Genomic DNA, 13,969 nt, shown 5'->3' on the forward strand with positions numbered 1-13,969 from the left:
GAGGGCTTATTTATTTTCGTGAACGGGTATTTTCATTCTCCTTGCTTACAGCTCCTCCTGAAAAGAAGAATCGAATCAAACGCAAAAGCATTTTCAAAAGCAAAAAGATGAAAAAGAACACCAAAAAGCCTTTTAACCCTTCCGTCGCATCTAAAAACTCCATATTTCCCCGTCCGGTCACTTTTTGCTGAATCTCAATTGCAAATACGATAACAATGATGATCGTTACGGTATAGATAAAGGACAAAGCCGTCAAGCTCCATTTAGAAAGCCATGTAAATACAGCGTGAGTGACAGCGAAAAAGAAGATGCCAAATATTCCAATCACCCAAAAATGCATTTCTTTGTCGGTTAATTGAATGCCAAGCATCCCGCATATCGAAATAAAAGCATCATGAAATTGGTTTATCATTTCAGTAATGACTACCGCCAGTTCTTTCATCAGTTCCCTCTTTCGTATGAAATTTTCCCAGAAAAAAAGAGCGCTTCTGAAAAGCTCTCTCTTTATATATGCATCAGATAGCGCCGCTATTTATGTGCATCATATGCAGGCATGACGTCTCTTCGGGGCCACAAGCCTAATTTCTTCACAAGGCCTTGAATTCCTTTGGAATGTTCGTTTTCTTGCATGAGCTGGTGGTATTCGTTCATTAAAGAATCCAGCTCCTGACTGTGCCTGATTGTGTCATGCCCTGTAAATCCCTGCTTACTAGCGGCGTCTATCATTAACTTTCTTTTTTCATCAATAGACACCAGCAATCTTTCTTGTTCAGAAGAACAGCCCATTCAATTCACCCCTCGCCGCTAAGAAATAGGAAACAAGTTTGATTGGGTTATTGTGCATTATTACAGATTATACTTTATTTGTAAACATATTTTTATTAAATAACTTAATTTTTCATTTATAATAGATATATTGATAGGATTAGAAGAACAATACCCAGACGAAGACCATCTTAAACACACCGCAGGCAGGAGGAATGCTAAATGAAGAAAAAAAAAGCGATAATGCTCGGTGCGGCAGGCGGAAAAGCTATTCTGAAAAGGAAAACCCGCAAAAAATTAATCAATCATATCACGATCTTTTGTCAAATGCTTCGCGATTGGCGAAACGGTGACTATCCCCGTTCACAGATTAAAACACTGTTGCTTCTGACAGCTGCTGTCTTTTATATCATCATGCCGATTGATATGATTCCGGACTTCGTGCTCGGTTTAGGAATTCTTGACGATGCTGCCGTTCTCGGTTTGATTTGGACGCTGGTCAAAAAAGAATTGTCCCAATACGAAGAATGGCGTTTACGATAAGCAAAAAAAGCCCCGCCTTTATGGACGGGGCTTTTTCTTCTTATTGGTTCACGCTGTCTTTTTCATAAATCGGAACCCAGCCTTCAGATGTAACAAAGATCCGCACCGCCACAACTTTTCGATCCTCTTGAAGTGTGAAATAATGGCGGATATTTTCAGGCACCGAGATTAAATCTCCAGGGTTTAAACGGACATCAAAAAATGTGCCGTCCTTGCCTTGAATGACGAAAATTCCGTGTCCGCTTACAATAAAACGGACTTCATCGTCTGTATGGTGATGTTCTCTTTTAAAGTTTTCAAGCAGTTCATCCAGTTTCGGATTTGCGTCAGACAAAGAAATAACATCTTGGGCTTTGTAGCCGCGGCGGGCTGAGATATCTTTAATTTCAGCGTCGAAGGTGTCAAGAATTTGCTGTTTTTCTTCTTCAGACAGGTCATATTTTTCTGAAAGCTGTTCAGGGAGCTTGGCGATATCCCATTGCTCATAGATCACCTCTTGACTGTCCAGAAAGCTTGCCACTTCCTCTTGATTTTCAATCGTTGTATTTGCATCATCATGAATTCGAATTGTTGCCATTTGCGGTTCCCCCTTTTATTTAACCAGCTGATGCTGGAGTGTTTTCAGCTTCAAATGATAGCTGAATAAAAATTCATATGCTTCAAGCACTCTTTTCGCTTCAAATGCTGTTCTTCCCCAAGCAGTAATGCCATGGTTCCGGATCAGGACAGCTCCTGAATCTCCAGTAACCTGATCCGCGAAAAGCGCTGCGAGAGTCGGAATATGAGCCGGATTTTCTATAATTGGAATGGACACTTCTGCATTCTCTTCCCACAGGCCAAGCGCTTTTATAATTTCTTGACCTTTAAAAGTGATTTGATTTTGATCTCCATACAGCTCTGAGATGACGTTATTGTTGACCGTATGAACATGAAGACAGCATCCGGCATTTGTTTTATTGTACAGATGCGTATGCAAAAGCGTTTCTGCTGACGGTTTCAGATGATGTCCGCTTTCGGCAGGCTCTCCGTTCTGATCCACCAACAGGAAGTCTTCATCCGTTTCTTTTCGTTTATCTTTTCCGCTCGCCGTTACGAGAAATTGCAATGGCTCATCAGAAACCTTGATGGACAGGTTGCCGCTGGTCGCCGGAAACCAATCTCTTTCTGCCAATTCCCGTTTCACTTCGGCAAGCTCGCGCCAGCGCTCTTGTTTTGCAGCCATTTCTTTACCTCCGTTACGTCTTCAATCGCTTTCTTTATTTCGTGAAAATCATGGTATGGGATATGATTCAGATGATGCTCCTTGCATTCATTTAATAAATAATCCCTTGCAAAGCAAAGATCAGACAGCTTTGCCGCCTCTACATCGGTAACGGAGTCACCGATCATGATGATATATTGATCAGGCTCAGAAAGCTCGTTCATAACAGTCGACTTGCAGCACCCGCATTGATTTGTGCATGTGCCTTTGCAAGAATGAGGCCAATCAATATGAATGAATTCGTTCTCAAATGACGCACGGTTGCAATAAATATGATCCTTCTCAACAATTCCTTCAAGCAGCGGATAGACAAAAAAGTCCATCCCCCCGCTTACGACATAAAACGGGAGTTCATGCTTGTTAACAAATGCGACAAATTCCCGAAAGCCGTCCCGGATTTTTGCGTCTTCTAATACGAATCTCGTAATCTCCTCTTTTAAGCTGCTCGGCAGAAGGCCGAACATTCGCCCGACGCCTTCTTGGATCGACATCGTTTTGGAGAGCACGCCGTCTTTTAACGCCGTCCACTCCGGCGGAGCGAATGTTTTCATAATGTTTATAATGTTGTCGTTCATCGTGATGGTTCCATCAAAATCACATATAATTAACGGTTTTTGAGTCGTCATACGGCTTCAGCCTTTCCCCATTTATCAAGCGCAAGCTTCAAATCTTCGCATTGACCGGCTTTTTCTTCAATCGGCTGCGCCTCCAAAACCGCATCAATAATAGCTCTGAACGCTTTGCCCCCTCCTTGGGCGCCGTTTGGGTGTCCGTGTATGCCTCCCCCGGCGTTAATAATATGATCAATGCCAAAATCACGCATGAGAAGCGGAACCATGCCAGGATGAATACCAGCAGACGGAACGGCAAATGTATGTTTAAAGGCATCTTCTCTTACGCATTCTTCATGAATCGCCAGCGCGTCTTCTCTAGGAAGCGCAACTGAACCATATGGAGAAGGAAACAGACTGAAGTCAGCGCCGCAATATCGGTTTAATTTTCCGAGCAAAAGAGCATGGGAAAATCCGTACAACGGTGAGGATGTAAATGCCCCGCTGACTGCCGGATGCGCCATAATGGGGATTGATACGTCCGGATCTTCCGCAAGGCTTTGCATGACGTCCAAACTGTAAGCGAAGACATTCAATAAAAGCGCATCCGCTCCCAATTCAGCAGCGCGTCTTGCTTTATCTTTAAGCTCGGCCGTTCTACCAGTCAAATTCACTGCATACAGCGTTTTATGGCCGGTCTGCTCGTATGTTTCTTTCAAAATTTGTTTTCCCTCTGTAATTCTTGTTTCAAAAGGTGCTAAACCCGTCTCAAAGAAAATTTCATCGTCTTTGATTAAGTCAACCCCGCCTAGCGCCTGCTGCCTGAGCTGTTCTTTAATATCACTCAGGTCCCTTCCGATGACCCCTTTAAAAATGCTCATTAACAGCGGTCTTTCAAACTCTCCAAGCATCTTCCGGATGCCGTATACGCCAAACTTCGGGCCCGGAAGTGTTCGCTTAAACGCTTCAGAAAATTCGAGATCTATTAACTTGATTTTTCCGTCCAGCGACAGCTTGCCAAACACAGTTGTCAGCAATGCCGGAATATCCTGTGAGAAATTTACCTCGGGATAGGCAATTGTGATAACCGCTTGTTTTCCTGATGCAAGATGTCCCTCTCTCTCCTCGACCTTTACAACCCGTCCCTTATGCTTTTGCATCTGCTCCTGCTTCACCAGAGGCAGATCAGTCCAAGAGCCCACCGTCAATCCTGTTGCGATTTGTTCTGCTTTTTTCTCCGTGTCGGCTCCCGGCTCGGTCAGGAGATATGTTGCTAATAATTCACTCATGCCAGAGCTCCTTTCATTTTTTAACCCATATAAAAAACCTCTTCAAACAGCAATGCGTCTAAAGAGGTTTCGTTTCTCGTCCGAATCTTATCTCTCAGCCGCCAGCTGCAAGAATTAGCACCGTGCTTTACAAGTCGGTTGCCGGGCTTCATCGGGCTCGTCCCTCTGCCTGCTCTTGATAAGAAAATATAGATTTTATAAATTATTTTGAATTATCCCACCGTTAAAGAATCTTGTCAATGCTTTTTTGGGTAAACAGGTTTAGTTTGCCAATTCGATGAGCTGCTTCTTTAAGCCTAGCTTCACTCGTTAAGAGCCCCACTCTGACATACCCCTCGCCATATTTACCAAAGCCGTTTCCTGCTGCAACCGCCACATTCGCTTTTTCAAGCAAGAGATCTGAGAATTGCTCAGAGCTATAGCCTTCAGGCACCGGCAGCCACGCAAAAAATGAACCCGCAGGCGCTGTTACATCCCAGCCAATTTCCCTGCATGCTGCTATCCAAGCGTTGCGCCTGCTTTCATACCGGGCATTTTGCTCCGCTACGCATGTCTGCTCAGATAAAAGTGCCGCCTCGGCAGCCTGCTGGGTTGCTTTGAAAAGACTGACAAACATATGGTCTTGATAAAGATTGATCGCTTCTATGACCGAGGCGTTACCAACTGCAAAACCGACCCGCCAGCCTGCCATATTATATGTTTTGGACAGCGTGTAAATTTCTATTCCGATATCCTTAGCGCCTTCAGTCTGCAAAAAGCTTAAAGGCTTGTGTCCGTCAAAGCCCACTGCACCGTAAGCAAAATCATGGACCACACAGATTTCGTTTTCTTTCGCAAAACTCACCGTTTCTCTAAAAAATGCTGCGGTAGCGACGGCTCCAGTCGGATTATTCGGATAATTCAAGTACATCAGTTTCGCTTGTTCTCTTACGTCAGGGGAAATGCTTGCGTATTCAGGAAGAAACGCATTTTCCTTAGTGAGCGGCATCATTTCCATATTCGCTTTCGCAAGCGTGACACCGGACCAATAATCTGGATAGCCAGGGTCAGGAACCAAAATCGTATCCCCCGGATTTAGCAGGCATTGCGGCAGCTCGACAAGGCCGGCTTTCCCGCCGAATAATACGGCTACTTCAGTTTCCGGATCAAGCTGAACGCCGTATTCTCTTTTATAAAATGCAGCCGCTGCTGATTTAAGACTGTGCGAACCTCGAAATGAGGAGTATTTATGATTTTCAGGCTGAGCAACGGCTCGCTTCATTTCCTCAACAATATGCTCGGGCGTCGGCTGATCCGGATTCCCCTGCCCCAAATTGATGACATCATGTCCTTCCTTCAGCTTTAGGTTCACTTTCTGCACAAGAGAAGCAAAGAATTGTTTAGGCAGTTCCTGCAGCACTTGAGAATGTTCAAATTTCATCTGTTTTCACCTTCTAAAAAAATCTTGAAATGATAGTCCAGTATCATATATGGTTAAAAGAAAAAAGTAAAGAAAAATATGGGGTGTTATAAAATGAAATGGACCATATCTTGTCTTCAATTTGATATTTCATACGGAAAACCTTCAGAAAATATAAAAAAGGCTGAATCTTTAATTGAAAAAGAGAGTAAAAATGCTGACGTTCTTGTTCTCCCTGAATTATGGACGACTGGTTACGACCTTGCCAAACTTGATCAGCTTGCTGATGAAGACGGGCTCACTGCTCAAAGCTGGCTGCAAAAAACCGCAAAAAAACACGGGGTTCATATTGTCGCAGGATCTGTTGCTGTCAGAAAGGGTTCTGATGTTTATAATACAATGTTCATCGCAGATAAGGAAGGACGAATCATTAAAGAGTACAGCAAAGCCCATCTTTTTCAGCTGATGGATGAGCATGAGTATTTATCAGCCGGTTCCGAGGACGGATACTTCGAGCTTGAAGGCGTCAAAAGCTCAGGACTGATCTGTTATGATATCCGTTTTCCGGAATGGATCAGAAAACATACGACTAAAGGCGCTAACGTGCTGTTCATTTCTGCGGAATGGCCTCTGCCCCGTCTTGATCATTGGAAAAGCCTGCTTATTGCGAGGGCTATTGAGAATCAATGCTTTGTCGCTGCCTGCAATTGCACAGGATCTAATCCCGATAATGAATTCGCCGGGCACAGCATGATTATTGACCCTTGGGGACGCATATTGGCCGAGGGCGGCCGTGAAGAAGGCATTGTCAGAGCGGAAATTGACCTTCAAGAAAGCGTTGAGGTGCGGGGAAAAATTCCTGTTTTCGATGATATCAGAAAAGATTTATATTAAAAAATATATTGACAATTCAATCACACACCTGTTACTATGTTCATCAACTGATAAATTAGAATTGTTTAACAAATGAATATATTCTCTTATCGAGAGTTGGGCGAGGGATTGGCCTTTTGACCCCAACAGCAACCGACCGTAATTCCATTGTGAAATGGGGCGCATCTTCTTGGCGCCGAGACTGAGGTCTCGTAAGGCACGGTGCTAATTCCATCAGATTTGATCTGAGAGATAAGAGAGGCGGGACATGATTGTTAAGCCTCCTTCTCTCTGAGAAGGAGGCTTTTTTACGGCCATTCGCGGCACACATAACAAGATATTACATAACTGGAGGTAATGACGATGGCAGTCACAAAAACACCTTTATACGAAACGTTAAATGAAAGCTCCGCTGTCGCACTGGCGGTGAAACTCGGCTTATTTCAAAGCAAAAGCACGCTGACATGCCAGGAGATCGGCGACGGAAATTTAAACTACGTCTTTCATATTTATGACCAAGAAAATGACAGGGCTTTGATCATTAAACAGGCGGTTCCTTATGCAAAAGTTGTCGGGGAAAGCTGGCCGCTGACAATCGATCGGGCAAGAATCGAAAGCAGCGCACTGATCCGGCAGGGTGAACACGTCCCTCATCTCGTACCGAGAGTTTACTATTCAGATACTGAATTGGCGGTTACGGTCATGGAGGATCTTTCACATATGAAGATCGCTAGAAAAGGACTTCTTGAAGGTGAAAATTATCCAAATCTGTCACGAGACATTGGCGAATTTTTAGGAAAAACGCTTTTTTACTCTTCTGATTACGCACTTGAGCCTAAGGTAAAAAAACAGCTTGTTAAACAATTTACAAATCCTGAGCTCTGCGATATTACCGAAAGACTCGTATTTACAGATCCTTTCTTTGATCATGATACAAATGAATTTGAGGAAGAGCTTCGTCCATATGTTGAAAAGCTTTGGAAAAATGACAAGGTCAAAGTTGAAGCGGCTAAGCTGAAAAAGTCATTTTTAACATCTGCCGAAACGCTGATTCATGGCGATCTGCATACAGGAAGCATTTTTGCCAGCGAGCTTGAGACAAAGGTGATTGATCCTGAATTCGCTTTTTACGGACCAATCGGTTTTGATGTTGGTCAATTTATCGCCAACTTATTGTTAAATGCACTCAGCCGTGACGGTGCTGATCGAGAGCCATTATATGAACATGTAAAACAAGTGTGGGACACGTTTCAAACAACATTCAGTGAAGCCTGGGAGAAACACAGTCTCGATGTGTATGCCAAAATCGACGGTTATCTCGCTGATACACTCAGCCATATTTTTGAAGAGACAATTGGGTTTGCCGGCTGCGAACTGATACGCCGCACCGTTGGTCTTGCCCATGTGGCAGATCTGGATACAATCGTACCGTTTGATAAGCGAATCGAAAGAAAACGGCTGGCGCTGGAAACCGGTACTGCCTTCATCGAAAAACGTTCACAATTAAAAACCATAACGGATGTTATTGAATGTTTTAAGTTACTTGTAAAGGAATGATTCACCCATGACCAATTCATTTGCTGTTCCGCGTTCTGTTGAATGGAAAGAAACAGCCATTAAGATTTTAAATCAGCAAAAGCTTCCTGATGTTACGGAATATTTGGAGCTGACAACGAAAGAAGAAGTATTTGACGCGATTGTCTCACTTAAAGTTAGAGGAGCCCCGGCGATCGGCATTACGGCAGCATTTGGGCTCGCGCTGGCGGCAAAAAACATCGAAACTGATAATGTGGCGGAATTCCGCTGCGAATTGGATAACATCAAAAATTATTTGAACAGTTCAAGGCCGACAGCAATCAATTTATCATGGGCGCTCGAGAGACTAAGCCATTCAATTCAAAACGCCATTTCTGTAAATGAAGCAAAAACCACTCTTGTCCATGAAGCGATTCAGATTCAAGTCGAGGATGAAGAAACGTGCCGTATGATCGGCCAAAACGCGCTTCAGCTTTTCAAAAAAGGCGACAAGATTATGACAATCTGCAATGCCGGTTCTATCGCCACAAGCCGCTATGGAACCGCGCTTGCCCCGTTTTATTTGGCGAAACAAAAGGATTTGGGGCTTCATATTTATGCTTGTGAAACCAGACCGGTTCTTCAAGGGTCACGGCTTACTGCTTGGGAACTGATGCAGGGCGGTATTGACGTCACTCTGATTACGGACAGCATGGCAGCCCATACGATGAAAGAAAAACAAATTTCTGCCGTCATCGTTGGCGCGGACCGAATTGCAAAGAACGGAGATACCGCGAATAAAATTGGCACTTACGGACTTGCTATTTTAGCAAACGCCTTCGATATTCCGTTTTTTGTAGCAGCACCTTTATCTACTTTTGACACAAAAGTAAAAAGCGGGGCTGATATCCCGATAGAGGAACGGGACCCCGAAGAAGTCAGGAACATTTCCGGCGTCCGAACCGCTCCGGCTGAAGTGCCTGTCTTTAATCCTGCTTTTGATATTACACCACACCATCTTATTTCTGGGATCATCACTGAAAAAGGGATTATGACCGGTTCCTATGAAGAAGAAATTGAACAGCTGTTTACAGGCGAAAAGGTTCATTAAAAAACCGCTGAAGACTTTGCTCATATTGGGCCGAGTCAGCGGTTTTTTTTGTTTGCTCATATTCATATCGATTATTTCATCTTTTTGAGCGCTGGATAAGATATGCAGTTTTACAAGCAGCTCGGCAAAAACGGCAATTTTCTCAGAGCGGCTCGGCTTCAATTGCTTTGTCCTCCTCTTTCATCAGACCAACTTTTTTAACTTAGTAAAATCATATGTCGGCGGCGAAAAAAGGGAACGTGCCATATGTTTTATTTTTCTTTATAGGAGATTTGCTCGATGCTAAGCAAATAAGCTTTGATGTCAGTTTTACTTCCGGCATACCCTGTTAACGTGCTGTTTTTGCCGATCACTCTGTGGCACGGGACAAATATCGGCAGGTCATTTCGTTTATTTGCCTGTCCGACAGCGCGTACTGCTTTCGGACTTCCGACCGCTACGGCAATGTCAGCATAGCTTCGTGATTCGCCATACGGAATCATGGCAAGCGCCTCCCATACTTTTTGCTGAAAAGGCGTGCCCTTTTGGCTCAATGGCAGTGAGAATATCTTTCTTTCTCCCGCAAAATATTCGTGAAGCTGCTTTTTCGCTTCTGCCAAAAAAGCCGTCTCCAACTGCTCCGTATTCTCAACAGATTCTTTCCACTGCATCAAATCTTCCTTACTGAGGAAGAGACGGGTGATGCTGCCTTCTTCCTCGACAATCGCGAGCTCCCCGAGCGGCGTTTCCGCTGTCGTATAGTAATTCATTCGTCTAACCTTCTTTCTTCAAAATTCTGCCTGACGGGAAGTGTAAGATGGAAAACAGTCCCCTTTCCTTCTTCACTTTCCACCATTATTTTACCTTGATGTTCTTCAATAATTTTATAGCTTACCATAAGCCCGAGTCCAGTTCCCCGTTCCTTTGTTGTATAAAATGGTTCTCCTAGACGCTTTAATTTATCCTCTGTGATTCCGACTCCTTCGTCTTTCAAAGATATAAGAATATGATCTTGATCAGCTTTTTTGATCGTCACATAAATATTGCCGCCATCAGGCATGACTTCGATGGCGTTCTTTAATATATTGATAAAAACCTGTTTCAGCTGATTCGGTTCACAGTATATCGGCGGAATGTCTCCGACTAAATCCAGATGCATTTGTACGTTGCTGAGATTGGCTTGCGCGTTAAGAAGATCTAATGTGTCTTTCATAATTTGTGTCACATGTTTTTCCTCATACATGATAGCCTGGGGCTTGGCTAAAATTAAAAACTCTGTGATGATGGATTCGATGCGCTTTAATTCTGAGGTGATGACGTTGAAGTAAAGAGAATAGTCTCCCTCCACACTCCCTTTCAGGAGCTGAATGAAGCCTTTAAGAGCTGTCATTGGATTTCTGATTTCGTGAGCGATGCCGGCAGCAAGTTCTCCAACGACATGGAGAGTATCAGATTTGCGAAGACGCTCTTCCAGTTCTTTTCGCTCTGTGACATCTTTAAAGATAGCCAGGTTCATATTTTGAATAATATTTCGTTTAAACGAAAATTCTAGTTTTCGATTATCATTGCTGCTCAGCAAAAATGGAATCTCATTGTCCATTTCATCGAAATTAATCTGCCTTGCCGGCGATGCCAGATTTTCTATTTCATAGGAAGAAATAATATCAAGCAGGCTGTGTTTTTTCAGTTCTTCATGCGGCAGGCCCAAAATATTGCTCGCTAACGGGTTGGCGTCGATGATTCGGTACTGATTGTCGAATAATACGTTGCCGTCCATTGAGCCGTTGAACACTTTTCTGAATTTGAGCTCGCTTTCCCGAAGCTCCTTTTCCATCCGCTTTCGGTCACTGACATTTCTTAAAATTGTTAAGTGCTGGTTTTCAAGTATTGTCCGCTTTGAAGTGAATTCAAGCTCTTTGAACTGCCCGTTGCCCATTTGAAACAGCATCTCTTCTCTGATCTCACCGTATTTTGCATATTTTCTCTTCGTCAAGCTGTATTTCTGCTGAGAGTCTACGAGAAAATCACACAGCTTTCTTTTTAACAGCAAATTCATCGGCAGCTCAAAAATTTTACAGGCTGACTGATTGGCCTTAACGATTCTTCCGTCATTCGACCAGATGATAATGGCGTCCATGGCGTTTTCAAAAATTTCTCTGAAGCGCTCCTCACTTTTAAATAGCTGGAGCTCCATGGACCTCTTCTCTGTGATATCCCGCATAATCGACATATAAAAACCGCTGATGATATTAGACGTAATCGTAAATTCAAACAGCTTCTGATCTCCTGAACGAAGCCTGACAGGCAGCTCGCCTTTTGCTTTTCCCTTTCGATAAAGCGTGTGCCAAGTATTATCGAAATCTTTTCGCGATCCGCTGTCTATGAATTGATACAGCGACAAATGTGACAGCTCATTCTGGTCGATTTCAAAGCTTTTGCAAAAGGACAGATTGGCATCAATAAAGCCGCCGTCTTTATCAAATAAGACGATTCCGTCGACAGCTCTGTCAAACAAGTCCTTAAAAAGCTGTTCATTCATGGAAAATTCCCGCTCCAAAATTTTCTTTGAAGAAATGTCTCTCATAACGACAAAAAAGAAATCCTCGCCAATCCCTCTTTTGGCAAGAAACTCAATATATTTTGTCGCTCCGCTGTCCAGCCTGATCGGAACCTCCTTCCACAGAAAACCTTTCTTAAAAAACTTCTTCACGGAAAGGTCCAGCTCATCCTTTGGAATAGAAAACAAAAAATCAAAAACGGAACGCTTTTTCAAACCTTCCGCATCTACTTGAAGCATTCTCGCTGTTGCTTCATTTGCCTGCACGATTTTCATTTCATTATCACATATAAAAATAGCATCGAGCGTATTGTTCACAATCACTTGATGCTGATGTAATTCCTTTTTCAGCCGATCATTTTCTTGTTTGAGGCGCTTCAGTTCCTCTTTCAGATCTGAATTTGTCTCGACATCGAGAGTTTCCATGCGTAAACACTCCTTCTTCAAAACCTATCCCTCAATATTTCTACATATTGCATGAACTTCCTTCATTCGCCCTATACATTTCAGAAAATTTCAGCGTGATTACATAAAGAAGACATTTTCAACGATCCTTACCGTCACTTTACATCGTCCTAACAATCAGACGTTTTTTCAAATCCTTTTTGATCTTTTATTTTAAAATAAATACCAACAGGGAATAATCTTTTAGTGACTGATTTAAAGAGAAGGTGATGCTATGAGTAAATCGCGAGACAGTTATTTTGACAATGCAAAATTCTTATTGATATTCCTTGTTGTTTTCGGTCATATTCTTCGATCTTTTATTCATGATAACAATTTTATGCTCTACCTCTACAAGTTCATTTACACGTTCCACATGCCTGCCTTTATTCTTGTATCCGGTTATTTCGCCAAAGGTTTTAAACGCGCCGGATATGTGAAAAAGCTGGCGGTCAAGCTGATTATTCCATATTTGATTTTCCAAAGCATCTATTCCGTCTTTTATTACATTATTCAAGACGAAAGCATGACAAATGTGAATCCGATTGATCCGCAATGGTCGTTATGGTTTCTGGTAAGCTTATTTTTCTGGAATATCCTGCTCTATCCTTTTTCAAAGCTTTCTAAGCATTGGGCGCTGTTTGTCAGCTGCGGCATCGCCGTGCTGATCGGCTATCTCGACTTTGTCAGCAGCACACTGAGCCTGTCTCGGACATTTGTATTCTTGCCGATGTTCCTTGTCGGATTTTACTCGAATAAACATCACTTTGATTTACTGAGATCAAAACGAGGCAAACAGATTGCGCTCGGTGTGCTCGCCGCCGTATTTGTCATCTGCTGGGGCATCGATTTTGACTATTCATGGCTGTTCGGCTCTAAGCCGTACTCATCATTTGGCGATGTCACCTTGGCAAGCGGCCTCTCCCGAATCGGCTGGTATGTACTTGCCTTTGCGGCAACCTTTAGCTTTTTAGCGCTTGTTCCGCAAAAACGCTATTTCTTTACTAAGTGGGGAACAAGGACATTTTACGTATACCTGCTCCATGGATTTATCATTAAAACACTCAGGCAGGTCGGGCTTGAGGATGGACTCACTGACTATCAAAACTTAGTCATCCTGCTGCTCTTAACTGCAGCCCTTACCTCCATTCTCTCAAGCAATTTCGTCAAAACGGTTGCTCAGCCGTTCATTGAACTGAGAATGACTGGCTTGCTGCAGCTAGTCAGAGGAAGCAGCAAAAATGCCTATTTAAAATAGCATAACACCTCTTAAGCGGCATGCCGCCTAAGAGGTGTTTTTTATTTTTGTTTTTTCTCTTTTTTCTTTTTCGGCTTTGTTACTTCAAGGGTTTCAATGATTTTCCCGGCGTTATAATCCCCAAGCTCACTTGAGAATTCTTCCTCAAGCACCTTCTTATTCATCGGCTTTTTATGATTCTGCATGTCTTTGCTATGCTGGTTCTTTTTCATGATCACGCGCCTCCTTGCTGACCTTGTTTGGAATTGCGATTGGCCCCTCGGAAATTCGGGTCGTCGTGATATTGAGTCTTATATGCATTTCTGTCCATACTCTCAGTCGGTGTATTGTTATTTTTTATGGCTTCATTGACCTCAGCCTTACGTTTCATAGAAATCCTCCTCGCCAGTATTTTCTAATTTTTATTTCGCTTGAAAATGCAGGC

The 13,969-nt window shown here is 43.1% G+C and carries 16 protein-coding genes, 1 pseudogene and 2 riboswitches; of the genes and pseudogenes, 5 read left to right on the forward strand and 12 right to left on the reverse strand.

Going from position 1 to position 13,969, the window contains the following annotated elements; all coding sequences use genetic code 11:
* Window positions 1-10: 10 nt before the first annotated feature.
* Both H7F27_RS13555 and H7F27_RS13560 read right to left on the reverse strand, forming a co-directional pair.
* Window positions 11-442, reverse strand: a complete 432-nt coding sequence (locus H7F27_RS13555) for a hypothetical protein (protein WP_024121170.1) — start codon at window positions 440-442, stop codon at window positions 11-13.
* A gap of 86 nt (window positions 443-528) precedes the next feature.
* A complete protein-coding gene (locus H7F27_RS13560; RefSeq protein WP_024121169.1) occupies window positions 529-786 on the reverse strand; it encodes an aspartyl-phosphate phosphatase Spo0E in 258 nt (85 codons plus the stop codon).
* Window positions 787-987: 201 nt separating this feature from the next.
* Here H7F27_RS13560 and H7F27_RS13565 point away from each other — a divergent pair, with 201 nt between their 5' ends.
* On the forward strand, window positions 988-1,308 hold the full coding sequence (locus tag H7F27_RS13565) for a YkvA family protein (RefSeq protein ID WP_105955528.1): 321 nt from the start codon (window positions 988-990) through the stop codon (window positions 1,306-1,308).
* A 40-nt stretch (window positions 1,309-1,348) separates the two neighbouring features.
* Here H7F27_RS13565 and H7F27_RS13570 read toward each other — a convergent pair whose 3' ends face one another.
* The 5 genes from H7F27_RS13570 to H7F27_RS13590 all read right to left on the reverse strand — a co-directional run bounded on the left by H7F27_RS13570 (window position 1,349) and on the right by H7F27_RS13590 (window position 5,829).
* The gene (locus H7F27_RS13570; RefSeq protein WP_024121167.1) at window positions 1,349-1,885 is read right to left on the reverse strand and encodes a 1,2-dihydroxy-3-keto-5-methylthiopentene dioxygenase; all 537 of its coding nucleotides are present in this window, start codon (window positions 1,883-1,885) and stop codon (window positions 1,349-1,351) included.
* Between the two features lie 15 nt (window positions 1,886-1,900).
* Window positions 1,901-2,530: a methylthioribulose 1-phosphate dehydratase gene (locus H7F27_RS13575; protein ID WP_024121166.1), complete on the reverse strand. Its 630-nt coding sequence runs from the start codon at window positions 2,528-2,530 to the stop codon at window positions 1,901-1,903.
* Window positions 2,488-3,195: a 2-hydroxy-3-keto-5-methylthiopentenyl-1-phosphate phosphatase gene (mtnX, locus tag H7F27_RS13580; protein ID WP_185848012.1), complete on the reverse strand. Its 708-nt coding sequence runs from the start codon at window positions 3,193-3,195 to the stop codon at window positions 2,488-2,490. Before mtnX ends, H7F27_RS13575 begins: the two co-directional genes overlap by 43 nt.
* The gene (mtnW, locus tag H7F27_RS13585; protein WP_185848013.1) at window positions 3,192-4,409 is read right to left on the reverse strand and encodes a 2,3-diketo-5-methylthiopentyl-1-phosphate enolase; all 1,218 of its coding nucleotides are present in this window, start codon (window positions 4,407-4,409) and stop codon (window positions 3,192-3,194) included. Before mtnW ends, mtnX begins: the two co-directional genes overlap by 4 nt.
* Window positions 4,410-4,493: 84 nt before the next feature.
* A riboswitch (SAM riboswitch) is annotated at window positions 4,494-4,594 on the reverse strand.
* A 38-nt stretch (window positions 4,595-4,632) separates the two neighbouring features.
* Window positions 4,633-5,829 (reverse strand): pyridoxal phosphate-dependent aminotransferase, encoded by a 1,197-nt coding sequence (locus H7F27_RS13590; RefSeq protein ID WP_024121162.1) that lies wholly within the window; start codon window positions 5,827-5,829, stop codon window positions 4,633-4,635.
* A gap of 93 nt (window positions 5,830-5,922) precedes the next feature.
* Here H7F27_RS13590 and H7F27_RS13595 point away from each other — a divergent pair, with 93 nt between their 5' ends.
* The 3 genes from H7F27_RS13595 (at window position 5,923) to mtnA (ending at window position 9,307) form a co-directional block, all read left to right on the forward strand.
* Window positions 5,923-6,702 (forward strand): carbon-nitrogen family hydrolase, encoded by a 780-nt coding sequence (locus H7F27_RS13595; protein ID WP_095713439.1) that lies wholly within the window; start codon window positions 5,923-5,925, stop codon window positions 6,700-6,702.
* Window positions 6,703-6,785: 83 nt separating this feature from the next.
* A riboswitch (SAM riboswitch) is annotated at window positions 6,786-6,940 on the forward strand.
* 104 nt (window positions 6,941-7,044) lie between these two features.
* On the forward strand, window positions 7,045-8,238 hold the full coding sequence (gene mtnK / locus H7F27_RS13600) for an S-methyl-5-thioribose kinase (protein WP_185848014.1): 1,194 nt from the start codon (window positions 7,045-7,047) through the stop codon (window positions 8,236-8,238).
* 7 nt (window positions 8,239-8,245) lie between these two features.
* Window positions 8,246-9,307 (forward strand): S-methyl-5-thioribose-1-phosphate isomerase, encoded by a 1,062-nt coding sequence (gene mtnA, locus H7F27_RS13605; RefSeq protein WP_101860639.1) that lies wholly within the window; start codon window positions 8,246-8,248, stop codon window positions 9,305-9,307.
* 45 nt (window positions 9,308-9,352) lie between these two features.
* Here mtnA and H7F27_RS13610 read toward each other — a convergent pair.
* The 3 genes and pseudogenes from H7F27_RS13610 to H7F27_RS13620 form a co-directional block, all read right to left on the reverse strand.
* A pseudogene (locus H7F27_RS13610) lies at window positions 9,353-9,469 on the reverse strand (hypothetical protein); the annotation flags it as partial.
* 89 nt (window positions 9,470-9,558) lie between these two features.
* Window positions 9,559-10,056, reverse strand: a complete 498-nt coding sequence (locus H7F27_RS13615) for a methylated-DNA--[protein]-cysteine S-methyltransferase (protein WP_024121157.1) — start codon at window positions 10,054-10,056, stop codon at window positions 9,559-9,561.
* Window positions 10,053-12,269: a PAS domain-containing sensor histidine kinase gene (locus H7F27_RS13620; RefSeq protein WP_185848015.1), complete on the reverse strand. Its 2,217-nt coding sequence runs from the start codon at window positions 12,267-12,269 to the stop codon at window positions 10,053-10,055. Before H7F27_RS13620 ends, H7F27_RS13615 begins: the two co-directional genes overlap by 4 nt.
* Before the next feature lie 253 nt (window positions 12,270-12,522).
* Here H7F27_RS13620 and H7F27_RS13625 point away from each other — a divergent pair, with 253 nt between their 5' ends.
* Complete coding sequence (locus H7F27_RS13625) at window positions 12,523-13,545, forward strand: acyltransferase family protein (protein ID WP_059292898.1); 1,023 nt, start codon at window positions 12,523-12,525, stop codon at window positions 13,543-13,545.
* 41 nt (window positions 13,546-13,586) lie between these two features.
* Here the strand turns inward: H7F27_RS13625 and H7F27_RS13630 are convergent, their stop codons facing one another.
* Window positions 13,587-13,757: a hypothetical protein gene (locus H7F27_RS13630; protein ID WP_024121154.1), complete on the reverse strand. Its 171-nt coding sequence runs from the start codon at window positions 13,755-13,757 to the stop codon at window positions 13,587-13,589.
* Window positions 13,758-13,759: 2 nt separating this feature from the next.
* On the reverse strand, window positions 13,760-13,915 hold the full coding sequence (locus H7F27_RS13635; protein ID WP_010333992.1) for a hypothetical protein: 156 nt from the start codon (window positions 13,913-13,915) through the stop codon (window positions 13,760-13,762).
* Between the last annotated feature and the right edge of the window lie 54 nt (window positions 13,916-13,969).

It is taken from the genome of Bacillus sp. PAMC26543 (genome assembly GCF_014250375.1).
Taxonomy (GTDB): domain Bacteria; phylum Bacillota; class Bacilli; order Bacillales; family Bacillaceae; genus Bacillus; species Bacillus halotolerans.